General features: G+C 34.0%; 19 protein-coding genes and 1 pseudogene. 5 read left to right on the top strand and 15 right to left on the bottom strand.

Going from position 1 to position 23,043, the window contains the following annotated elements; all coding sequences use genetic code 11:
• Positions 1–44: 44 nt before the first annotated feature.
• Genes AAIE21_RS10285 through AAIE21_RS10270 form a run of 4 tightly spaced genes read right to left on the bottom strand, consistent with a single transcriptional unit; the run spans position 45 to position 4,418 of the window.
• The gene (locus AAIE21_RS10285) at positions 45–1,310 is read right to left on the bottom strand and encodes a Gfo/Idh/MocA family protein (protein WP_343266682.1); all 1,266 of its coding nucleotides are present in this window, start codon (positions 1,308–1,310) and stop codon (positions 45–47) included.
• A gap of 26 nt (positions 1,311–1,336) precedes the next feature.
• Positions 1,337–2,170 carry a carbohydrate ABC transporter permease gene (locus AAIE21_RS10280; RefSeq protein WP_343266999.1) on the bottom strand — a complete coding sequence of 278 codons (834 nt, stop codon included), beginning with the start codon at positions 2,168–2,170 and terminating at the stop codon, positions 1,337–1,339.
• Positions 2,163–3,107, bottom strand: coding sequence for a carbohydrate ABC transporter permease (locus AAIE21_RS10275; RefSeq protein WP_343266681.1), 945 nt, complete (start codon positions 3,105–3,107; stop codon positions 2,163–2,165). Before AAIE21_RS10275 ends, AAIE21_RS10280 begins: the two co-directional genes overlap by 8 nt.
• Positions 3,108–3,167: 60 nt before the next feature.
• Positions 3,168–4,418, bottom strand: a complete 1,251-nt coding sequence (locus AAIE21_RS10270) for an ABC transporter substrate-binding protein (RefSeq protein WP_343266680.1) — start codon at positions 4,416–4,418, stop codon at positions 3,168–3,170.
• 593 nt (positions 4,419–5,011) lie between these two features.
• On the opposite strand from AAIE21_RS10270, the gene AAIE21_RS10265 reads away from it, so the two are divergent.
• Together AAIE21_RS10265 and AAIE21_RS10260 are read left to right on the top strand one after the other, a co-directional pair.
• On the top strand, positions 5,012–5,875 hold the full coding sequence (locus tag AAIE21_RS10265) for a PucR family transcriptional regulator (protein ID WP_343266679.1): 864 nt from the start codon (positions 5,012–5,014) through the stop codon (positions 5,873–5,875).
• Between the two features lie 101 nt (positions 5,876–5,976).
• Positions 5,977–7,080, top strand: coding sequence for an ABC transporter ATP-binding protein (locus tag AAIE21_RS10260; protein WP_343266678.1), 1,104 nt, complete (start codon positions 5,977–5,979; stop codon positions 7,078–7,080).
• 602 nt (positions 7,081–7,682) lie between these two features.
• Here the strand turns inward: AAIE21_RS10260 and AAIE21_RS10255 are convergent.
• Positions 7,683–7,826 carry a YjcZ family sporulation protein gene (locus AAIE21_RS10255; RefSeq protein ID WP_343266998.1) on the bottom strand — a complete coding sequence of 48 codons (144 nt, stop codon included), beginning with the start codon at positions 7,824–7,826 and terminating at the stop codon, positions 7,683–7,685.
• Positions 7,827–8,204: 378 nt separating this feature from the next.
• Between AAIE21_RS10255 and AAIE21_RS10250 the strand changes: the two genes are divergently transcribed.
• Complete coding sequence (locus AAIE21_RS10250) at positions 8,205–8,960, top strand: DUF4397 domain-containing protein (protein WP_343266677.1); 756 nt, start codon at positions 8,205–8,207, stop codon at positions 8,958–8,960.
• Positions 8,961–9,001: 41 nt separating this feature from the next.
• Here AAIE21_RS10250 and AAIE21_RS10245 read toward each other — a convergent pair whose 3' ends face one another.
• Positions 9,002–10,135 carry a BA2291 family sporulation histidine kinase gene (locus tag AAIE21_RS10245; RefSeq protein WP_343266676.1) on the bottom strand — a complete coding sequence of 378 codons (1,134 nt, stop codon included), beginning with the start codon at positions 10,133–10,135 and terminating at the stop codon, positions 9,002–9,004.
• A gap of 177 nt (positions 10,136–10,312) precedes the next feature.
• Here AAIE21_RS10245 and AAIE21_RS10240 point away from each other — a divergent pair, with 177 nt between their 5' ends.
• Entirely contained in the window at positions 10,313–10,705 is a 393-nt protein-coding gene (locus AAIE21_RS10240; RefSeq protein WP_343266675.1) for a YueI family protein, read from the top strand.
• 50 nt (positions 10,706–10,755) lie between these two features.
• Here AAIE21_RS10240 and AAIE21_RS10235 read toward each other — a convergent pair.
• Together AAIE21_RS10235 and AAIE21_RS10230 are read right to left on the bottom strand one after the other, a co-directional pair.
• A pseudogene (locus tag AAIE21_RS10235) lies at positions 10,756–11,012 on the bottom strand (aldehyde dehydrogenase family protein); the annotation flags it as partial.
• 98 nt (positions 11,013–11,110) lie between these two features.
• A complete protein-coding gene (locus AAIE21_RS10230; RefSeq protein ID WP_343266997.1) occupies positions 11,111–12,445 on the bottom strand; it encodes a hemolysin family protein in 1,335 nt (444 codons plus the stop codon).
• 384 nt (positions 12,446–12,829) lie between these two features.
• On the opposite strand from AAIE21_RS10230, the gene AAIE21_RS10225 reads away from it, so the two are divergent.
• The gene (locus AAIE21_RS10225; RefSeq protein WP_343266674.1) at positions 12,830–13,318 is read left to right on the top strand and encodes a chromosome segregation protein; all 489 of its coding nucleotides are present in this window, start codon (positions 12,830–12,832) and stop codon (positions 13,316–13,318) included.
• Positions 13,319–13,483: 165 nt separating this feature from the next.
• Here AAIE21_RS10225 and hcp read toward each other — a convergent pair whose 3' ends face one another.
• The 7 genes from hcp to AAIE21_RS10190 all read right to left on the bottom strand — a co-directional run bounded on the left by hcp (position 13,484) and on the right by AAIE21_RS10190 (position 23,041).
• Positions 13,484–14,770 carry a hydroxylamine reductase gene (hcp, locus tag AAIE21_RS10220; RefSeq protein WP_343266673.1) on the bottom strand — a complete coding sequence of 429 codons (1,287 nt, stop codon included), beginning with the start codon at positions 14,768–14,770 and terminating at the stop codon, positions 13,484–13,486.
• A 104-nt stretch (positions 14,771–14,874) separates the two neighbouring features.
• Positions 14,875–15,471 carry a hypothetical protein gene (locus AAIE21_RS10215; RefSeq protein ID WP_343266672.1) on the bottom strand — a complete coding sequence of 199 codons (597 nt, stop codon included), beginning with the start codon at positions 15,469–15,471 and terminating at the stop codon, positions 14,875–14,877.
• Positions 15,472–15,767: 296 nt separating this feature from the next.
• A complete protein-coding gene (locus AAIE21_RS10210; protein WP_343266671.1) occupies positions 15,768–17,618 on the bottom strand; it encodes a hypothetical protein in 1,851 nt (616 codons plus the stop codon).
• The gene (locus AAIE21_RS10205) at positions 17,608–19,419 is read right to left on the bottom strand and encodes an McrB family protein (RefSeq protein WP_343266670.1); all 1,812 of its coding nucleotides are present in this window, start codon (positions 19,417–19,419) and stop codon (positions 17,608–17,610) included. The genes AAIE21_RS10210 and AAIE21_RS10205 overlap by 11 nt, the downstream gene beginning before the upstream one ends.
• A gap of 109 nt (positions 19,420–19,528) precedes the next feature.
• Positions 19,529–19,789 carry a LemA domain protein gene (locus AAIE21_RS10200; protein WP_343266669.1) on the bottom strand — a complete coding sequence of 87 codons (261 nt, stop codon included), beginning with the start codon at positions 19,787–19,789 and terminating at the stop codon, positions 19,529–19,531.
• A gap of 94 nt (positions 19,790–19,883) precedes the next feature.
• Positions 19,884–21,311, bottom strand: coding sequence for an arginine-ornithine antiporter (arcD, locus tag AAIE21_RS10195; RefSeq protein ID WP_343266996.1), 1,428 nt, complete (start codon positions 21,309–21,311; stop codon positions 19,884–19,886).
• A gap of 218 nt (positions 21,312–21,529) precedes the next feature.
• Positions 21,530–23,041 (bottom strand): ABC transporter permease/substrate-binding protein, encoded by a 1,512-nt coding sequence (locus AAIE21_RS10190; RefSeq protein ID WP_343266668.1) that lies wholly within the window; start codon positions 23,039–23,041, stop codon positions 21,530–21,532.
• Between the last annotated feature and the right edge of the window lie 2 nt (positions 23,042–23,043).

The following is a 23,043-nucleotide window of genomic DNA, read 5'->3' as shown; positions in this document are numbered from 1 at the left end:
ATTTCTTCATTTTGAATTGAACCTTGCGATACAAGCTAAATTCCTTACTTCACTTGTTTCATTGTTTCCTGCAATTCTGTTACATATTGTTTCAGAGATATTGTTTCACCTGTGATTCTTGATTTTTCAGCAGCAAAAGCAATTAAATGGCTATTTGCCGAAATCATCGCAGACGTTAAGCTTTCTGTTATATTGCTTTTTACTTTTTCAATGAAATCAGTCATAATCGCATTGTCTGCTCCCATATGTCCACCATCTATTGTTTCTGGGTAAATTGTTTCAGCTTCACCAGAAAAATATTTAATCTTCAATTCATTTAAAACATCATGTCCATGAATTTCGCCATTTGTTCCCATAATTTTAAATGTACGGCAACATTCTTTTGTAAATGCAGACATTGTAAAAGCAACTGTTACATCATTATCAAACAATAAATTTACAACTTGATGATCTACAACATCATTGTCACAATGGTACACGCAGCGACCATAAGGCCCTGTTTTTAAAGCTTCCATTCTCTTTTCAATGTTTGTATCAATGGAAACTACATTTGCTGGCCACTCATCTCTCTCATGTAAATACCACTTTAAAGCGGAATATTCACAACTTCCTTCAACTTCACAACCATCTGTACAACGTAATGTCGAACCTTTTGGTGCATGTTCGGATTTAAAATGAGTCAAGCTTCCAAAAGATGAAATTTTTGTACACTCTGCGCCGACAAGCCATTGCAATACATCCATGTCGTGACAACATTTCTGTAAAATCATTGAACTTGATTCAGACTTATTTCGCCAATTCCCCCTTACGAAGCTATGTGCTTGATGCCAATGACCGACATTTTCATTCCATTGAATCGAAACGATATCCCCTATTTTCTTTTGATCAACAATTTCCTTTAAACTCCGATAGAATGGCGCATATCTTAATACATGACATACGGTTAATAATGCATTATGCTTCGTTGCAGCTTCTGCAATTTCCAATGTTTCTATAGGGCTTGGTGACATTGGTTTTTCTAATAAAATTTTATACCCTTTCTCAATTGCTCGCATAACGGGCTTGTAATGAAACCGATCAGGCGAACAAATTAGCAATACGTCGCAACACTTCTCTTTTTCTAATAATTCTTCCCATGTTTCAAACTGCATATGTTCTGAAATACTGTGCATTTGAGAAAACTTTTGTCTTTTCACATCATCTATTTCTGCGACAGCAACAAAATTTATCTCTGTTGGATGTTCTAACGCGTAAGAAGCATAAGCATACATCCCCCGGCTCCCGGCTCCAATTAAGGCTGCTGTAATCATAAGTATCCTCTCCTATTCTATTTTTCTTATTTTCCACCTGTAACCGTAATTCCTTCAATAAATTGTTTTTGTAAAAACATAAATAATAATAACATCGGTAAAATCGCTAAAAATGATCCTGCCATTAATACTGGATAGTTTGTTGCATATTGCCCTTGTAGTGAAGATAAACCAACTGATAATGTCATCATATCTGGTGAATTATTTACAATCATTGGCCACATCAATTCATTCCAAGACCAAAGTGTTGTAAATATTCCAAGCGCAATTAATCCTGGCTTTGCAAGCGGAAGCATAACATGCCAATAAATTTGGAAGTGATTGCAACCATCTAGCCTCGCTGCTTCTTCTAGTTCCTTTGGAATTCCCATAAAAAACTGACGTAATAAAAAGGTACCGAATGCACTAAACAACCCTGGCACAATTACCGCTTGTAATGTATTCAACCACTCTAGTTTTACCATAATTAAATATTGTGGGAGTAAAAACACTTGAGCCGGAACCATTAAAACAGAAAGAGTTAACAAAAACAGTATGTTTCTACCTGGGAATTGTATTCTAGCAAAAGCATAGGCTGCTAATGAACATAAAAATAATTGACCAACTGTTCTGACTACTGTAACAATCAAAGTATTCATCATAAATTTAAAAAATGGTAGCAAAGTGAATATTTCCGTATAGTTACTCCACATAAATTGAGACGGTATTATAACTGGTGGCACTTGAACAGATTCTGCATATGTCTTTAAAGAAGTTAATATCATCCAAATAAAAGGGCCAATTGTTAATAAAGCACCTATGATAAGAAGCGCATGGATGATAATCGTATTCTTATTGACCACACCTACTCTTTTATTCATCATAATGCACCCACTTTTTCTGTAATATCATTTGAATCGCTGTAATGATTAATATAATAATTAATAATACAACTGCTATCGCTGCAGAATATCCTTTTTCATTTAAAATAAAGGCGTTTTGATAAAATAAATAAACAACAGATTGCGTATTCTCAATTACATTACTAGTTCTCCCAATCATCATAAAGATGAGATCGAATACTTGAAATGCTCCAATTAAAGACATAATTGTTACAAAAAAGATAACTGGAGACAAAAGCGGCAATGTAATCTTAAAGAAAATAGTAATTGGCCGAGCTCCATCCATAATCGCTGCTTCATAGTATGTTTTTGGGATATTTTGAAGGCCTGATAGAAAAATAACCATGTTATATCCAATTCCACCCCAAATCGCAACTATAATAATAGAATATAAGGCAATATTAGGGTCTGTAAGCCAATTAGGCCCATCAATTCCAAACCATGATAGTATGTAATTTAGTAACCCGTAGTCAGAATTATAGAGCCACTTCCATACCATCGCGATTGCTGCAGGCATTGTAATAACAGGTAAAAAATATAATGTTCTATAAAAAGATTTCCCTTTAATATTTTGATTTAATAGTACTGCTAATATAATCGATAAAAATATACCTATTGGAACAGTGAGCACGATATAAATAAATGTATTTTGAAATGCCTTTCCTAAATCTTTATCAGTAAACATCTTTTTATAGTTTTCTAGTCCAATCCATTCATAACTACCAAACGCATCCCATGCTGTAAAACTAAAATAAATATTTTGTAAAATTGGCCACATATAGAAGATGAACAAACCTAACATAGTTGGAGCAATCATGACATATGCCCATACATAATCTAATCTCTTTTTCTTTTTATAGTTCTTTTGTATCTGTGTGATTTTTTGGTCCCCTACCTTTATTGACAAATCCTCCATCTCTTCACTCCTCCCTTAATATTTGATTGGAAATAAGGAGAGAATGCCTCTCCTTATTTTTTATTTTTTAGAAAGGATTTCATTTGCTTTCTCTGTTAATTCTTTTGTCGCTTCTTCAACACTCACTTCTCCTCCCCATACCCTTTTTAAAGTTTTCGTTTCTTGCTCCCATAATGCTCCTGTATTTTTCACATTTGGTAATGGATAAGAATAATCGACTCCCGTGATATATGCCTGTAAATTCAATTGCGGAACAGATTTAACCCATGCTTCTTGTGTTCCACTAAAAGCAGGAATAACTGTCCCAGTTTCAGCAAATACATCTGCTGCCTCTTTAGAACCTAAATATTTTACAAATTCCCAAGCTGCATCTGGATATTTTGTTTTTGCTGAAATCACATTTGCTAAACCATGAATCATAACAGCTCTTTCTTTTCCTTTCGGCATAACAGCAACGTTTAAATCTTGATTTTTCTTATATTCTGGTACCATCCAAGGCCCATCAAAAATCATCGCCACTTTCCCAGATAAAAACAAATCGGAAGCCGCTGTCTCTGTCATTTGAGCAAATGTTGGTGATAATCCTTCTTTAATAAAGCTAATGTTATAATTGAATGCCTCAATTGCTTCTGGCTTATTAAATCCAACTGTTTTTTTATCTTTCGAAAGAACATACCCTTTATTTTGATAAATAAGATCGTAATACCCACCCTGATTACCCATCGCTGCCGCAAATCCCCAAACACCTTTTTCCTTATTATTCAATTTCTTTGCTGCTTCTTTCATTTTTCCCCAATCCCATGAATCGTCCGGATATGCTACTCCAGCTTCATCAAATAATTTCTTGTTGTACCAAAGTGCCGTTGTATCAAAATCCTTTGGAATACCATATGTTTTGTTATCTACTGTATATAAATCAATTAAAGATTTCGGGTAATTATCTAGTTTATACTTATCCTTTTTCGCTTTATCATCCAAAGGCATCAGCACTTTCCCAGCAGCGTATTTCGAGATATTCGGTCCATTCATCCAAAATACATCTGGTAATGCATTTCCCGTTGCTGCTGTTTCAAGCTTCTGAAAATACTGTCCATACGATGTTAATTCAATTTTCACTTTAATATTTGGATGTTTTTCATTAAATTTTCGAATCACCTTTTCCACTGCAGGCAATTGTTTTTTATCCCACAATGCATACCGTATTTCTACTTTTTCCCCTTTAGATGACGTGTTTGCTTTTTCGCCGGCATTAGAACATCCTGCTGCTACAAATAACAATGCTGACAAAAAGAATATAAGCCACTTTTTCATCCTATTTCCCCCTCTATAGTAAAATTTCCACCGGTGTTTTTATTACACACTAATGGTTAGTTGAACTAACAAACGATCTTTTACAAAAGGATTTGTATTTTAAGCCAAATAATTTATGTTGTTTCGCATAAATAAAGCGTTTACAAATAGTTTGTTTTCATTTATAAGAAAATCCCCCCTTTCTATCACTCAGGTATAATGATGTCACTACCAGTTGAACTAACAAACTATCATTGATATATTGGTTATATAAGTGAAAACTTTAATCATGATATAACGTTGTCATTACCAGTTGTTATGAAGTATACCATTACAACTTTTTCTTCTGCAACAAATTTTTCTGAATTTTTATAAAATTTTCATTTATACCTTAACAAACTTATTCTATATTTATTTTAAAATGAAAACGATGAACTGAATGGCCTACAAAAGAAAAATTACTTTTATAAAATAGATTCTTTCTATAAAAATTGGATTGATGAAGATTGATTATTAATAAAAGATAAAGAAAGCCTCCCCTCAAGTTTTTAATTTATCCTGCACTAACGCATAGCGGAAATTGAAGCCTAATTCATATAAAAAGGAGTGTTCCTATGATTCAACAATTAAAAACATATTATGGTAAAGATATAAAGATTAATGAAGCCGTGTTGTCTGAGGATTATAGCTGGTTTTTAGTTGAAGGAAACAAGGTAGGGATTCGAAAATCTCGCTTACATCAGAGGGAACGTCAATTGCTTTCATCCATCTTAACGCCCATTCATACTGATACATTTTATGAAACAGAAAAAGAAAAATCGTGGTATGAAGCATTATATAAAAATAAGAACATTCCTATAGTGTCGGTTCGTTTTTTACACTTCTTCACAACGAAACCTATAGTAGAGCGAGAAGAATTCCAAGACGCTTTACAGTCTATGTTTTCTTTCACCACTACAACAATATGGGAAACTTCGCAAACCGGCGTCCTCATCTTAGAAGAAAATATACCGGAATATATATTGCAAACAGCCCTTGATACATTAGAAACAGATTTTTTTATATCTCTATCCTTTTTTATTGGAAGACACTATACGCAAACAAATGAACTTGCTCGTCTGTATCAGTGGGAGCGAAAATTATTTTCATTTCTTTCTCCCTATTTATCAAAAAAAATTACACACATTGAACAACTACTCCCTTATCAATTAATGATCTCATTACCGAAAGAAGAAAGAGAAAAGTACACGAATCAATTATTAACACACATTTCAAATGACAAGGAACTAATAGATAGTGTTAAAGTATTCTTCCAATGTAATTTAAATGTCTCACTTGCAGCTAAACAATTATATTTACATCGTAATACTTTGCAGTATCGAATTGATAAATTCATTGAAAAAACAGGAATTAATATAAAAACATTTGAAGGTGCTGTAGCAGTTTATATGGCATTTCTTTCTTTGGATATCTCGTAAACTTGCATAAAAACCTCTCATTTTTTTGTGCACCCTGCCAATTTACCTACGCCTAAAAAAATCTTATAATTCAATTAATTCAAAAAAAGGAGTGAGTAATCTTGGCAGAACTTGTATTAGATCATATTTTTAAAGTTTACGATAATAAAACAACTGCTGTTTCTGATTTTAATTTACATATTGAAGATAAAGAGTTTATCGTCTTTGTCGGTCCTTCTGGATGCGGAAAATCAACTACTCTACGTATGATTGCGGGTCTAGAAGATATTTCTGATGGTTCATTTTATATTGATGGAGAACTTATGAATGATGTCGCTCCAAAAGACCGCGACATTGCGATGGTATTTCAAAATTACGCACTATACCCACATATGTCTGTTTATGATAATATGGCGTTTGGCTTGAAACTACGCAAACTTCCAAAAGATGAAATTAATCGCCGCGTAACAGATGCTGCGAAAATTTTAGGACTTGAAGATTACTTAAAACGAAAACCAAAGGCATTATCAGGTGGACAACGCCAACGTGTTGCGCTAGGAAGAGCTATCGTTCGTGACGCAAAAGTGTTTTTAATGGACGAGCCTCTATCCAATTTAGATGCAAAATTGCGCGTAAGTATGCGTTCTGAAATTTCTAAACTTCATCGCCGTTTAAACACAACCACTATATATGTGACACATGATCAAACAGAAGCAATGACAATGGCGTCACGCCTTGTTGTTATGAAAGATGGGCTCATCCAGCAAGTTGGTACTCCAAAAGAAGTATACGATGCTCCTGAAAACATTTTTGTTGGTGGATTCATTGGTTCCCCAGCTATGAATTTCTTTACTGGAACATTACAAGATAACTATTTTCACATCGAAGGTATTCGTTTTAAAGTACCAGATGGCCAACTAAAATCGTTAAAGAAACAAGGATATAATGGAAAAGAAATTATACTCGGTATTCGCCCTGAAGATATTCATGATGAACCAATTGTTCTTCAATCTTCCCCTGAATCAACCGTCGAAATTACAGTTGAAGTTGCTGAATTATTAGGTGCTGAAACGATGATTCACGGAAGACTTGCGAATCAAAATTTTGTTGCACGAATCAATGCTCGTTCAGAAATTAAAGCTACCGATAAACTGCCATTAGCTTTTAGCTTAACAAAAGCGCATTTTTTCGATGTCGAGACAGAACAGCGTATACGTAATGAATAGACAGACTTAATTAAAGTGTAAACTATTTTTCTTCCTGACCCTTCTCCACTATTCACCTAAGAAAGGCCAGGAAGATTCTTTTTAATATTTTTTTACTAGTAGTATATTTTATCATTGCTGACGCTCCTCTTATTTTCCCATTTCCCTTAACATTTCTTTATCTTGCTATTTTCAGAGTAACCCCCATCTCAAGATTCTGAAAGAAACAAGGAAGATAGTTGGGGATCAACTGCCCGTTAAAGCCCGATTGGTGAAGGATGATAATCAGTAGAGGATGAAGAAAACCCCCACTGATTAAAGTTTCACTTTATAAATACCTGATTTTTCAAATACTCGATAGATGTCATCTTATGTAACTTACACATGCTTCTATTCAATAGAATTTCAAATTTTCAAATGCATAATTAACATTTAATTGTACAAATTGTAGATCACCTTTACTATTATTAATTTGTCTATTGTAACTTCTTCATTTGTTCAGTTGTGTTAAAATGTCGCACGGTTTTGTGTTCAAACGGATATTTGGAATACGAATGCATCTAAAAAAGAAAGAACCGATTAAAAATAATTAACCAGTTCAGCATGACGCTCTTTATTCGTTATTAACGGACGCAACTTGCCCCGATAATAATGAGTAGAATAAACAATACAACTAACAATGCAAATCCAGAACCTGTGCCGCATCCTCCGCCGCCATAGCCACTATAACCATATCCGCAACTACCAGGATATCCATATCCCCACATGATTTGTTCCACTCCCTCCACTACTTAAAAATTCATTTTCCCTAATAAATTATGTAGGACAACTGCCACTTTGTATGTGCGTTAGCCTATAAATCAAAAAATCCCTAAGTTCAACTAGAAATTTTTGATTTATATGGAATGCTGCAATGTGTATACATATAAAGTGAAGCTTCCATTCGTGTTTTTTCATCCCCAACTGATGGTTAGCTCTCCACCTATCTACTATGCTTTTCTCTAAATCTTTAGGTGAGAGTCTTACTACCCCAAAATTGCAGGATACATTATCTATTAGTATTTTCATATTTTTTGGCAAGTTTGTTTGCATAAGCTCTTTTCTCAGACGCATATAGTTATAGTGATGAAAAAGGAGGAGTTTATATGACGCAATCTGAAATTGAAAAATACGGACAAGAAGCAGCCCTGTATGAACAACTTGCTCGGTACTATCAATATACAAATCCAAAAAAACATATGGAATTATATATGAAATATCATAATGCGATTATCAAACTTGTACATGCGTATGAAAAACGCAATTCTCAAGAAGCCACGCTACCATCCTATATGAGAATATTCCATGCATCCTCTCATACACCAGCTGTTGATTTTTTAGTAAACGGACAAAAAGTAGTAAAAAACATTACTTTTAAACAATACAGCCCCTATTTGTCCTTATCTCAAGGACAGTATCGAGTTGATATCGTTCCTGTTGGCAATGAAACACCTATATTCTCAGCACTTGTTCCGATAATGGGCAACCGCTCTTATACCCTTGCAGCAATCGGTACCGGTACCGATACTCATATACAATTGCAACCAATGCTTGATAATACTCCTTTACAATCAGGTCAAGCAAAAATAAGATTTTCACACTTTTCACCGGATACCCCTGCTGTTCACGTATCAATAAAAGGTGGCGATTATTTATTTGAAAATGTCTTATTTAAACAAATAACAGATTATTTACAAGTGAGTCCTGGAACAGCTGATATTGAAATTTCTCTTGCCGATACAAAAAAGGTACTTGTAACCATTCCTGACGTAAAAGTAGAACCAAATACAATTTACACATTTGCATTAGTAGGTTATTCGAATCAATCTCCAAAATTAGAAGCCGTGGTGCTTACAAATTAAAAAAGTCTACACCATTCCCTCTTGGTGTAGACTTCTTCTCTTTATTTTTGAAACGAAATATGAAATTCTGTCCATTCTGAATCAGAGCAACACGTAATCGATCCGTTGTGCTTTTCAACAATTTGTTTACATACAAATAAACCGATACCCGTTCCTAATTTCTTTGTCGTGACAAATGGTTCAAAAATCGTTTCAATACTTTCTGCCGGAATCATTGGCCCATTATTTTTAATAACAATATGAATCCTCTCTTCATCTTCACATGCATCGATAATAATTTTCCGATCTTCTTTAATCACTTCGAGAGCATCGATTGAGTTCATTAAAATATTTAGGAAAACCTGCCTCACTTCACTACGATATCCTACAAATTGAATAGGGTACGGTAAGTTTTTTTCAATTGAAACATTTGAATTGACTAGACTTGGATATAAGAAATGAATAATATCATGAAACAAATCATTTAGCCAAAATCGTTCAGATTCATTCCACATTTCCTTTTTTGAAACAAGTAAAAACTGCGAAATACGAAAGTTTAATTGGTCCAATTCGTGTGAAATAATATCTAAATATGATAAATTCGGATGATCTAATTTTAATAATTTTACAAATCCCATAATTGAGGTTAATGGATTTCGAAACTCGTGAACAAAACTAGCTGACATTTGTCCTAAAATCGTCAATCTTTCTTTATGTGTTTCATTTATATATTGCTGTTTTTCCTCTAAATTTCTTGATATGATTTCCGAGTATTTTAAAACCGTATAATAAATTAATTTGTCAAAACAAGTATGTATTTTTGTCATAATTGGTTTTAATTCCCGAGCTTTAACATCTAATTCGCACATTGCTTCAAATAGTTCATTTCTTCCTACATTCGCATTATAGACAAAATCTCCAATATTAGCATCTGCCCCTGCCCGCTCAATTGCAATTTTTTCACATAACGGCTGTAGCTGAGCTATATCCTTATCTTCCATAATAAGTTCAATGATTAACTCTAATAAATCCTCTCCATTTCGAGCTACTTCTTGCTTAAATGGATCTTTTTCGGAAATTATCATTTTGTTTTTCCAGTTCTCTACGAATTGGTGCCTGTTGTTTTTCAAGTGCGAACAAAATACTTCTTTAATATCCTTATCGATTGGAAAAACCCCCATTCCCTCCATTTCCATGCGACGAATACCCTATATATTTTGAATATTAACACAAAAAATAAGTTTCGTTAAGAGATTGTTGTCACATTTTGTTAATTTCTGTTGATAAAATTAATTTGAATACAGTATTTGAAATGACTTTTTTGCATCCTCTTCATTTCTTGCGTACAATAAGATATGAAAGGTGTGAAAAATATGGTAAATAAAAATGTGGAAGACTATCTCCAAGAAGGCATTCATGGCCAAAAGCAAAACAAACCAGAAGAACGCAATATGTACTTAAGCACATTGCGTGAGCGTGTAGAAATCGCTTTAACTATCGGTCAAGTGATGCAAAGTAATGTTTATACAGAAGTAGCTAATAGTATGCGCTCTTCTCAATCATTACAACTATATGTAAACGGCAGCATCTCTTACCCACATTTATCAAAATACATTAAATTGGCAAACGAAAAAAATGTACCATTTACAATCGTCCAAAATAAAGGTACACATACACCAATTGGTTTAGTTCTTGCGCATAGCACAGCGGTAGATAAAGAACAAATCTATGTTGAAGATGCGATTTTTAAACAAGAGATGAAATAATGCATAATAAACAAAAGGTACACTTACTTAAATAGTAAGTGTACCTTTTGTTATTTTTTAATACAGATTAGTTTCATCTCTTGCATTTCTTCAATCGCATATTTAATTCCTTCACGACCGGTATCACTTTCTTTCACACCACCATATGACATCTGTGATCTACTCGAAAAGTTGGAATGTCCTTTATCATGACACCACCTACCTCAAATTTATCAATTACACGCATTGCTTTCGTTAAATCATTTGTAAATACTCCAGCCTGTAAGCCATATCGTGAGTTATTTACTATTTCTAATGCTTCATCAAATTTCACCTAATTAAAGATTTGATTTATTTTATGATAACATGCTCTCTTTGCATACAAAAACATTTTACCTACTAAAAAAACTCTGCTACATGCAGAGTTTACGAGCTTATTTGTTCTTGCAGTGCTACCCTGTTTTCAGTTTCTGAAATTAAAATGGGAACTGCTCGTTTTGTCACTTCTATCTGTTTGATATAGTGGCCATCCAATTCCTTCACACAAAAATTATAATCTTCAATTTCAACAATATCACCTTCTGTAATTTCTAGGTGTTTTGTTAAAATCCATCCGCCAATTGTATCAATGTCATCATCATCAATAGATAAACCTAATAATGCATTTACTTCGTTAACAAGTACTTTTCCTTCTAAAATTGTTTTCGTTTCACTAATATGTTGAATTTCTGGTTTTTCATCTGTATCAAATTCATCTTGAATATCGCCAACAATTTCTTCTAATATGTCTTCAACTGTTACAAGACCTGATGTCCCACCATATTCATCAATTAATATAGCGATATGTGTACGCTCACGTTGCATTTTTAAAAACAAATCATGAATGGCAATCGATTCAATGACAAGAATAATGGGACGAGTATACTGCTGCACCGTTTCTTTACTAAAAGCACCGTGTTTCACAAAATCTGTGAAAATATCTTTAAAGTTTACAAAGCCAATGACATGATCCTTATCTCCATCAACAACTGGATATCTTGTATATTTCTCATTGGACATTTTTTGCAATGCTTCTTTAACAAAAGTATCTTTATCTAAAATATGCATTTCTGTCCGTGGTACCATAATTTCTTTTGCAATACGATCATCAAATTCAAAGATTTTATTTACATATTTAAATTCAGATTGATTAATCTCACCATTTTTATAACTTTCTGACACTAACAACCGCAATTCCTCTTCCGAATGGACTTCCTCGTGCTCTTTTGCAGTTTGTAAGCCGAATATTCTTGTTATATATCGAGCTGATCCATTTAAAAGCCATATAAACGGAAAAGTAATTCGATAAAAGAAAATAAGTGGTTTAGCAACATGTAAACTCACTTGTTCTGCTTTTTGAATTGCCAATGTTTTTGGTGCTAATTCTCCCACAACAACATGGAAAAAAGTAATGAACATAAACACTAGAGTCACAGCTAAAATATCAGCAACCTGGGGAGGCACTTCCCATTTTGCGAAAAGCGAGTCAAACATATGCTTTATCGCTGGCTTTCCTAACCACCCGAGTCCAAGAGCAGTAACTGTAATCCCTAATTGACAAGCCGATAAATACTCGTCTAAGTTTGTAATGACTGTTTTCACAGGAATTGCACGTTTAGTCCCTTCTGCAATCAAAGAATCGATGCGTGAACTTCTTACTTTCACAATTGCAAATTCAGCCGCAACGAAAAATGCAGTTAAGGCAATCAAAACAATCACCATACTTATACTATATATGTCCAAATACGTTTCCTTACTTACCCTGTAAGCAAGGAAGCCACCTCCTACTAAATTTATTCAAACAAAAAAGCTATTCTTATCATCTTACAAGTTTCTACATTCGCAATCACCTTTTTATACATTATATGCATACATAAAGAGGATATTTATATTTATGATAATCTAATTATCTTCTTTCCGTCAAACAGGAATAATTTCTAAAAACAGACATTTTTCTCTCTTTTTAGAAATATCCATATGTCAAAAAACTAATTCTCGTGAAAAAGCACTTTCTTTGCCGATTCCTCACTTCTTTTGTCACCCATGCAGGGAAGACGCTTAGTACCTCGAAATCATTCAACAGGATATATATAGGAGGGATTTACCTTGGAATATAAAACACCCATTATTGCGAAGAAGTTAGGTGTTAGCCCAAAGGCAGTGGTTCGGATTGCACAACAATTGAATCTCGATATAGAAAAAAACAAATACGGTCATTTCATTTTTACTCAAGACGACTTAGATAAAATGTTAGAATATCATCGTTCTCAAATAGAACAAACTTCATCACTAGCTACAGAACCATCAATTGATTTTGAAAAATTTGTGACACAATTAAATACAATTACACACCGTTTAAATCATATAGAAGAAAAAATGCAAGATAAAGCAGATGATGTCGTCAATTATCAATTACTACAGCATCGCAGAGAAATGGAAGAAATGATGAATAGAATTCAACAATTAGAGGCTGCTCTTGAAAACGAAGAACCACTTTACATCACACCCGATATCAAAGCTGATATCACGCCTACTTATGAACGAAAAGAAAAACCGAAACGTCGCAAAATGATTTTAAGTATATTTGGATTTTAGCGCTTTTTCCAATCGTGTGTTCGCGCCTGATAATTGACTCCCCCCTGGTCAAATATCAGGCGCTTTTTTATTTATTCCGATTGGTATGACAAACGAAGAACCCTCCCACTGATGGAAGTGTCACTTTATATAAAAAGGATGTCTCATTACGAGACATCCCTTTTGTTATGATAACATCATATTCATATCTTCCGCTGCAGTTGTAATAAGTTTTAAACCAAATGTTTCTTGTAATACATCAAGCACACCAGGTGAAATAAATTCAGGTGCCTTTGGACCAATACGAATATCTTGAATCCCAAGACTAAATAGTCCAAGCAAAATCGCAACTGCTTTTTGTTCAAACCAAGATAAAACAATACTAACTGGCAATTCATTCACTTCACATTGAAAAGCATCAGCCAAAGCCGCTGCTATTTTTATTGTAGAAATAGAATTATTACATTGTCCTAAATCAATGTACCGTGGGATTTCCGTACCAGGTACAACACCATAATTCACATCATTAAAGCGGAATTTTCCGCAAGAAGTTGTTAATATAACCGTTTCTTGTGGAAGTGATGTTGCTAATTCACGATAGTATTCTCCGCCTTTACCTGGGGCATCACAACCCGCGATGACAAAGAAGCGCTTAATTTTCCCTTCTCTTACCGCCTGGATGATTTCTGGTGCTAATGATAAGACTGTATTATGATGAAAACCTGTTACTAGCTGTTCATCCGACTCCATATGTACTTCTGGAAGCTCTAGTGCTTTTTGAATCAATGGTGTAAAATTATCATTTTCAATTTTCCGTACTCCCTCAAGGCCGGCAATATCATATGAAAAGAAACGCTCAGAGTACGATCCTTTAATTGGCATAACACAGTTCGTTGTAGCCAATATCGCACCGGTAAACTTTTCAAAGAGACGTCGTTGATCATACCATGCCTTACCAATGTTCCCTTTTAAATGTTTATATTTTTTCAGCTGTGGATATCCATGTGCTGGTAGCATTTCCGAATGCGTATAAATATTAATTCCTTTTCCTTCTGTTTGCTTTAATAATTCCTCTAATGCAAATAAATTATGGCCAGTAACAACGATTGCCTTACCTTCTACACGATTTTGTGTAATTTGAACAGGTTCTGGAACACCAAAATGATTCGTATGTGCCTCATCTAACAATTCCATCACTCGTAAAGCTGATTTTCCAACTTTCATAGCCATGTCAATATGTTCTTGTTCATTAAAGTTAGAGTTCGTTAATGTCATATATAACGCTTCATGAGTTGTAGCGTCTACAAATGGATCAGTATAACCTAGCTGTGCAGCATGGGTACGATAAGCAGCAATTCCTTTTAATCCAAATACCATTATATCTTGTAAGCTTGCAATTGTTTCATTCTTCCCGCAAACACCCATCACTTTACATCCGCCTGTTGGCGTTTGTTCACATTGATAGCAAAACATATCCCCCACCCTTTCCTAATCAATCATTACAACTAAAGCGTAATATACATGAAGAAAAAAGGATGTGATATCAATCACAATAATATCTAAAAATTTGTGACACATCATTTAGTTAACATAATATTTTTACTACTTTCTTTAATTAACGTCTGAGCATGGGCATTTCCCTGAATAATATCCCGAAACTCTTTTAAAGAATATAAATGTGTTAATCCTTTCCGTGCATGAATCCGAACAGGTACCCCTTGCAATGTATCATGAAAAGGAAACGGTTCATCAATTGGCTCAATTGGAAAACCAAGTGTAAGTAAATACATGTACATTCTTTTTGTAACAACAGCAATATACCACTCCGCTTTCATTTCTAAAGCATGTATAAATAAAATAGCTGTTAACCTTTTGAAATGTCCTCTTCCGCGCGACGTTTTCACAATACTTAACTTCCCTATTTCATAAACATTTTTTAAACCTTTCACCAACTCATTTTCAGAAAACGGATAGAAAAACTCAGAATTAGAATGTTCAGGTGTCGTATATCGAATACACTCTACTGTACCGATAGAATGCCCACCTTCTATTAATAAAAATCGTGATGGATTTAAATTACGCTCTACAAACATTAACTCTCTCTCTTCACAAAAATCTCCCCACAGTTGCTCGAACCAAAAATGTTCTTCCTTTGTTTGAACACGCTGGAACATATATACCCGCCTTTCCCATCGCCGTTCTATTTTTTGATAACGCTTTCACTACCTATCATATAAGAACAAACCTTCGTATGCAACCTAAAACTATTCACTTCTTAATTATACATTCTATAAAATAAAATAATCTCCTATTCCAGCTTTAAATTCATACAAAATTTTTACAAAGATAAAAAAAATTTACATTTATTAGAGGGATTAAACGTTATACTCTCTTTATTCATAAAGTGTATGTCTAACACTTTATATAAAGTACACAAAAAGAAACCCTTTCCTAAAAAAAGGATTTCTTTTTATATTACTACGGTTTTTAACCACTTCTCGAAAATTTGTACAAGACCATGCTTTCCAGCTAACTTTTCTTCCCCTTGCTTCGTTGTATATGGATATAATTGCAAAAAGACTCCGCAACCTGCTTCTATTTTTTTCCCATGCATATGACTGCCTGGGTATACACAAATCACTTCATGGATCGCTCTTCGGTGAAAAATACGTTTTCCACCTTGTTCCTCTACATATTTAATGGACCAATATTTGTACATTTGTTCTGTTGCTTTTGTATTGCCAACAGGCTGAAAAATATTAAACATCGGGCTATATTTCACCTCAATAATAATAGATGACTGGTATTCATAACGTTCCCCTTGCTTCACATAGCAATCTAAACGAATATCTGGCTTTTTCGTATCTTCTCCATTATAGAAATGACTTCCTTTACTAAGTGCAATGAGTGGATGTGTTTCGATAAGATCATTAAACGCTACATGAAGTTGGATATTTTCACGATTTAAAACAACTGTCGTGCCGTCTTGTAAACCATCTAAGTAAAAATAGGTTTGGATTTGTTCACGTAATGGAATTTCACCTTTAAATTCTAACTGTTGTAATAAAGAAATGATGATGAAAAATGCATAATACTCATACACTAAAAACGTTGGTTTATACACAAATAATAACGATGGAGATTGTTGATTATAACGTGGTAGAAACTCTAAATGATATAATAATTGCCGATAAGTAACAGGTAAAGCATGCATAGTTATATTTGTTTTTTCAGAAATCCCTCTCCAGAATGAAGAATTCAACAAATTTCGAAAGTACAGTACAGCTTGATCTACAATATGATTTAAAATTTTATACTCTTGTATTTTCACAGATGCTTTCCGCAAGTCTGCCTCTTTCAGCAAATGAATATTCCGATATTTTTGTTTCTCCCTGTCCGTTACAGATCCGTTTCTTTCAATCGTTTTCATAATTGTTTTTACAGATTGATATTCTTCTTTTTTTATATGTGTTTCTCGTTCTAGTATTTCGATTGTCTTTTGTAAAAAAATCTGAGCTTCAAGCAAATATTGATAAAATTGTTTCGTTGTAAATTTTAGAAAAGCATTCTCTGAACTATTTGTTTGTTCTATAAACCTTCGATTATAATACTTGGCACGAGGCTTTTTCTCATTCATTATCACACTTTTCATCGTCGATTTTCGTTCCCTTATTTCCCACTGATAGCTATCCACATACCTTGTATTCTCTTCAATTTTTTTATAAAGCTGTTTTATTTTTTTCATTTTTTGTGGCAGCATTCGAAATAGCATTAAATAAGAAGAATCTTCAATATCAATTAATGTTGAGAATGTCTTTTTATAATAACCGCGGTCTAACATAATTTCATTCAAAATTGATTTCACATAATTTTGAATCATTTCAAATTGATCATCAACAAAATTTTTAGGAACAATTTGAAAAGCTCCATAATATACCTCTTCTTCCACTTGTACCTCAAAATGATACAAACCACAGCGCCACGGATAAAAATAATCGGTTTTTCCATGTTCATATAATAATACTTTTTGTTTTTTTTCATGCAATTCATATTGCCATTCTTTCTTATCTTTTTGCCCTTCATACACTTTATTCCATATAAAAGTGACACGAACCGTTTTTTGACAATGTAACATCAAACGTAATGCTTTTAATTCTTGCACTTTATAAACACAATGCGCTATTGTTGTCGTGTGTTTACAAAGACGATTTAAAAATATAAAATCTCCCTTCGCTTCAGTTCCAATAATTAATTTTAATACAAACGGGAGCTTATCTTTTGTATCTACAATTTCCGTCTCATGCCGCTCCTCATTTCGCATACCCATACAACTCCAGTTCACGCCGTTTTTGTCTTATATAAGCTAGAGAATGTTCGAATGCGGAGACACAATTAGCCAGTGGAGATTGCAATAATGCTACTAACGATGGCCCTTTCTTTTCATCTTCCCGAAGAAGTTGACCAATCGCCATTTCTGTACCACGTAATTTTGTTAAAACACGTTGTTTTACTTGTAAATCAAAACCTTCTTCTCGGCTAATCATATAAGATTGATTATCTTTTTGGGGGATGTTTTGCAAATAAGTTGCAATCGCAGCAGCACATCGAAAAGAAACGCCTTTCGATGCATCATGTGATGATATTAAGCTATGCAATTTGTCTAATATTTCGAATTCTTCTTCAGAAAATACATCAATCATCTCTTTATTTCGTAACCAATTCATACGAAATTCTCCTGTTGTGACTTGTAAAGGTGGGATCTGTATCCCTTGATTTTGCTGCATATTGATTTCACAGAATGGAATTTTTTGAAGTGTAATAAGGTTTGCTCGATCTAATAAGCGATCCGATAACTCTTTCGTTGTTTCATCAAAATTCACAGTCCCGATAAAAATAACATTTTCACCAATTTCAATTTTGGATGGAACTATATTTTCTATCTCATTCCCTTCCTCATATAAAGAAAGAATACGATTTTTCTTTTCTAATTGAAGAATAGATAAAAATGGTGTAAACCAATGTTCAATATGTGACATATTCATTTCATCAAATACAATCATATAAAGTTGATTCGGATTTTCATATGCTTTTAATAACGTTCGAATTAACTTCGTTTCACTCTCGATATATGTTCCATTTGGATGAAGATAGCCTAGTATATCGTGTGGTTCTTGATAAGATGGTGAAATTGGAATCCATAATAATTCTTCCCCATATGTTAATCCTAATGCTTCTGCATATGCCTGCACGAAACGTGATTTTCCGATTCCTGGGATACCAGCAAGAATGGTTAACAGACTTGTTTTTACGCTAATATGAAAATTAAAAATATCTGTTGCATCTAAATACAACCCTTTATTATGGATTACCTCCTGTACATACTGTATAAATGTGGATTCACGCTCATTCCATTCTAGGTCTTCTTTTTGCACTTTTATGTCTACTACTTCCACCTTTTTTCCTTCTTCTTTGATTTTCTTTAGAAGCTGATCATACATATTTTCTCGTACAAAATACAAATGATCATCCGCTTTCACTTCTATATACTTGGTCCAATCATCAATTTCTATATATTTACATTCTTTTTTTTGCTCACAATATGCAATTGAACTAATGGATGATTTTAATGATAAATTTCCATATAATCTACCTTCATACCATAACAACTCGGGTACTTCGAAATCGTGTGGAAATTTAGGAATAAGGAAAGATAAATATCCATTGCCTAGTTTTCGCTCTAAAGATTCTCTCTTTTTATATCCTACTAATCTTGGCGATGGAACGATCTTATATGCACCCGCAATCTCCCGTTCTTCTGTACATATTAATTCAACGTACAAGTTCCCTCTTTCATAATAAAGACGAAACAATACCAATTGTCTTTCTAACTTTTTCTTCTTCAAATCCGCAAAGATTCTCTCATTTTTTTTGTTCGCATATAAACCTTCAAATAAATATACTTCGCCTTCAACTTGCGACTTCAAAATGGAAGGAATTTGTGAGAGACATTGTACCGAAAAAGTATCTTTTTTCTCCCCCCCTTCTTCAACAAACTTCCCAAGAAATCTCATGTGATACATCCGTTTTATAAAACTTGGGTGAAGAGCTTTATATAGCTTCACTATACTCACCTTCTTTTTTACATACTGTTCTTATTGTATGAACTGTAAAAGAAAACTAGAAACAAAAAACCTGACGGAATACGTCAGGTTTTAAAAAGTAAAACTTATATTAGTGAGACGGAAAAGCTTTTTTCTCTTGCATAATCGCATTGTGAGCAATTTTCATTTTAGCGAGTACATATCGTAGTTTATCCTCGGCATTTTCATCTTTATTATGCTGCAAGTTTGCTAAGGTCTCCACAGAACCAGCCAAATTTTCAACTGCTCCACGTAGTTCGGGATGATGATTAAAAAATGATTCTTGCACTAATACTTTTCGTAAATCACTTGCCAATTCTATAATTCTTAATAATTGTTCTTTTTCTTCCATTCTCATCCCTCCTAAACATCTTATATATTAGATATTCTGTAAGTAAAATAAAATTCCTTGTATGCAAAGAAAAAAAGTCCTTCAAGAGGACTTTTTACATTTTTATATTACCTGTTACAAGCATATAAAGCGATACTACTGCTGCAATCACGATTACAACCATGACATATCTCTCCATGCCAGAAAAACAGCGATTTCCTTTTTCTTTTCGAGCAAACATATAAACAACAAGTCCAATACCATATACGATTGAGACAAGTAATAAGTTTTTTAAGCCTGCTGCATAAATCAACCATACAGAATATAACGAGGCAATTAAAGCAAGCATTCCATTTTTTAGTCTCGCACGTTTCAGTTCCTTCGTTACAACTAATTTCAACTGATAAAGTGCTGATAATAAGTAAGGAAGTAAAATAGATGTAGAAGCAATAAAATACATCATTTGATACGTTGATTCCGAAAACAAAACAATAATAAACAGCGTTTGTGCGACACCATTTGAAATCCATAATGCAATATGTGGTGTCTGCTTTTTATTTGTTTTCGTAAAGACTTTCGGAAATACGCCATCTTTCCCCGCTACGTGAGAAATTTCAGAAACGAGTAAGAACCATCCAATTAATGTCCCAACAAGTGAAGCAACCAATCCAATATTAATTGCAAACGCGCCCCATGGTCCAACAACATGTTCTAATACATGTCCCATTGATGGAGTTTCTAGAAGAGAAAGCTCTTGTCTTGTCATAGCCCCCATGGAAAGGACCGAGATTAAAATATAGATGGACATAACTAAAATCAATCCAACAACCGTTGCTTTTCCCACATCTCGGCTGTTTTTTGCCCTTCCAGATAATACGACTGCTCCTTCCACCCCAATAAATACCCAAAGTGTAACAAGCATCGTATTTTTCACTTGACCAAGGACAGAAGAAACAGAAATGGTTCCCTCTCCCCAAAAATCATGTGTAAATGTATCCCAGCGAAACGCTGTAACCATAACTACAATAAATAATAAAATCGGAACTAATTTTCCAATTGTTGCAACAAAATTCATAATAGATGCTTCACGAATTCCAATTAAAATAAGGAAATGCAGTGACCATAATAAAAGAGATGCACCAACGATGGATGCAGCGTTGTTTCCTCCTTTAAAAATAGGGAAAAAATATCCAAGCGTACTAAACAATAACATAATCGTAGCTACGTTTCCTAAAATCCCTGCAAGCCAGTATCCCCAAGCACTGTTAAAACCGACATATTCTCCAAACCCTGCACGCGCATAACTATAAATTCCACCTTCAAGCTCTGGTTTTTGTCTTGCTAACGTTTGGTATACAAGCGCAAGGGGAATCATTCCCATTGCTGTAATACACCATCCAATTATCGTTGCGCCACTATTTGCACCTACTGCTAAATCATGCGGTAAACTAAAAACACCACCACCAACCATTGTTCCTACTACTAATGCGATTAATGGAAAAAATCCTAATTTCTTTTCTATCGGTACCACCCCATCTGTCATTCTAGGTGTTATGTTTATCCGTTCAACTATTAAAGTCACCTTTTTCTCTAATAGACGTTTCTATTATATTTTTTCAGGAAAACATTACTTATTCTAAAAGAAAATGAACAAAAAGGGAATACTTTTTTGAAAAAATGTATAAGTATGCACGAAAAAACCGTTCATTTTATTATGAACGGTTAATTATCAGTCATTAATTTGTATATTTTTTGCAAATATTAATGAATTAATCCCTCTTTTTCTAAAAATTTTCTCGCTACTTTTTCTGCACTTTTACCATTTACATTTACTTCATAATTCATTTTTCTCATGTCTTCATCTGATATTTTCCCAGCAAGTTTATTTAATGTCTTTTCAAGTTCAGGATATTTATCAAGCGTTTCTTTTCTTAGTAAAGGAGCCCCTTGGTAAGGTGGAAATAGCCCTTTATCATCTTCTAGTACCTTTAGTCCATATTGCTCAAGTTCACTATCCGTAGAATAAGCATCAATGACAGTAACATCTCCGGATTCTATTGCACTATAACGTAACTTCGGTTCCATTGTTTTGACATTCGGAAACTGGAATTTATATAACTTTTGCATCCCTTTATACCCATCTTCCCGATCTGCAAATTCTAACGTAAATCCAGCTTTAACATTTACTGCAACATTTCGTAAATCTGAGATTGTTTTCACATTATACTGCTCTGCAACATTCTTTGGCATGGCAAGTGCATATGTATTGTTATATTCCATCGGCTTTAGCATCACCATATGATATTTCTTTTCCATCCCCTGGCGTGCTTGTTCATATACTTCTTTACGCTTTGTACTTTTTGGATCCTCTTTTACAAAAGTAGATAAAGCAGTCCCCGAAAATTCAGGATATATATCAATTTCTCCTGATTTTAAAGCTTCAAAAACAAACGCTGTTTTTCCAAGTCCTGGTTTCAATTCTACATTTAAATCAGTATCTTTCTCGATTAACTGCTTATACATTTGAATTAAAATTTCTGGTTCAGATCCAAGTTTTCCAGCAATCACAATATCTTTCTTTTGCGTATTCCAAAGAAATGGTGCAGCTATAACTACAGCGATGATACATATTGCCAATATAATTCGCTTAGGAGAGTGTCTAGTGCTTTCAAACATCCGAAGTACTCCATCAAAGAATAAAGCTAACAATGCGGCTGGTACAGCTCCTAATACGATAAGAGCATGGTCATTTCGATCTATACCGAGTAAAATAAGTTTCCCAAGCCCTCCAGCTCCTATTAAAGCTGCTAATGTAGCTGTTCCCACAATCAATACCATTGCCGTACGAATTCCAGCCATTATAATCGGCATTGCAAGCGGTAGCTCCACTCTCCATAATCTTTTAAAGCTATTCATTCCCATCGCTCTTGCTGCTTCAATAAGTGATGCATCTAACTTACGGATTCCCGTATATGTATTTCGTAGAATCGGTAACAGCGCGTATACAACTAACGCGATAATTGCTGGCACTTTACCAATGCCGACAAGTGGAATTAAAAGACCCAGTAAAGCTAATGAAGGAATTGTTTGCATAACAGCGGATGTCCCTATAATAAACTCAGCAATTCGCTCTCTTCTCGTTAACAAAATACCGAGTGGAACTGCAATCATCACCGCAAAGAATAAAGAAATAAGTGAAATTTGTAAGTGCTCAATCAGCGCACTAAGTAATTCTAATTTTCGTTCTTGAAACGTTTGTAATAATGCAGACACGA

The sequence above is a fragment of the Paenibacillus sp. 102 genome (assembly GCF_039549175.1).
Classification (GTDB): domain Bacteria; phylum Bacillota; class Bacilli; order Bacillales; family Bacillaceae_G; genus Bacillus_A.
This window is presented reverse-complemented; position numbering and strand designations above follow the sequence as displayed.

Bases quoted from the DNA above. Each gene is read 5' to 3' on its own strand.
- arcD (WP_343266996.1), bottom strand. From the start codon at position 21,311: ATGACAGATGGGGTGGTACCGATAGAAAAGAAATTAGGATTTTTTCCA.
- AAIE21_RS10255 (WP_343266998.1), bottom strand. From the start codon at position 7,826: ATGTGGGGATATGGATATCCTGGTAGTTGCGGATATGGTTATAGTGGC.
- AAIE21_RS10240 (WP_343266675.1), top strand. From the start codon at position 10,313: ATGGTAAATAAAAATGTGGAAGACTATCTCCAAGAAGGCATTCATGGC.
- AAIE21_RS10285 (WP_343266682.1), bottom strand. From the start codon at position 1,310: ATGATTACAGCAGCCTTAATTGGAGCCGGGAGCCGGGGGATGTATGCT.
- AAIE21_RS10245 (WP_343266676.1), bottom strand. From the start codon at position 10,135: ATGGAAATGGAGGGAATGGGGGTTTTTCCAATCGATAAGGATATTAAA.
- AAIE21_RS10265 (WP_343266679.1), top strand. From the start codon at position 5,012: ATGATTCAACAATTAAAAACATATTATGGTAAAGATATAAAGATTAAT.
- AAIE21_RS10250 (WP_343266677.1), top strand. From the start codon at position 8,205: ATGACGCAATCTGAAATTGAAAAATACGGACAAGAAGCAGCCCTGTAT.
- AAIE21_RS10275 (WP_343266681.1), bottom strand. From the start codon at position 3,107: ATGGAGGATTTGTCAATAAAGGTAGGGGACCAAAAAATCACACAGATA.
- hcp (WP_343266673.1), bottom strand. From the start codon at position 14,770: ATGTTTTGCTATCAATGTGAACAAACGCCAACAGGCGGATGTAAAGTG.
- AAIE21_RS10270 (WP_343266680.1), bottom strand. From the start codon at position 4,418: ATGAAAAAGTGGCTTATATTCTTTTTGTCAGCATTGTTATTTGTAGCA.
- AAIE21_RS10280 (WP_343266999.1), bottom strand. From the start codon at position 2,170: ATGAATAAAAGAGTAGGTGTGGTCAATAAGAATACGATTATCATCCAT.
- AAIE21_RS10200 (WP_343266669.1), bottom strand. From the start codon at position 19,789: ATGGAAGAAAAAGAACAATTATTAAGAATTATAGAATTGGCAAGTGAT.
- AAIE21_RS10230 (WP_343266997.1), bottom strand. From the start codon at position 12,445: ATGGTGATTGTTTTGATTGCCTTAACTGCATTTTTCGTTGCGGCTGAA.
- AAIE21_RS10210 (WP_343266671.1), bottom strand. From the start codon at position 17,618: ATGCGAAATGAGGAGCGGCATGAGACGGAAATTGTAGATACAAAAGAT.
- AAIE21_RS10215 (WP_343266672.1), bottom strand. From the start codon at position 15,471: ATGTTCCAGCGTGTTCAAACAAAGGAAGAACATTTTTGGTTCGAGCAA.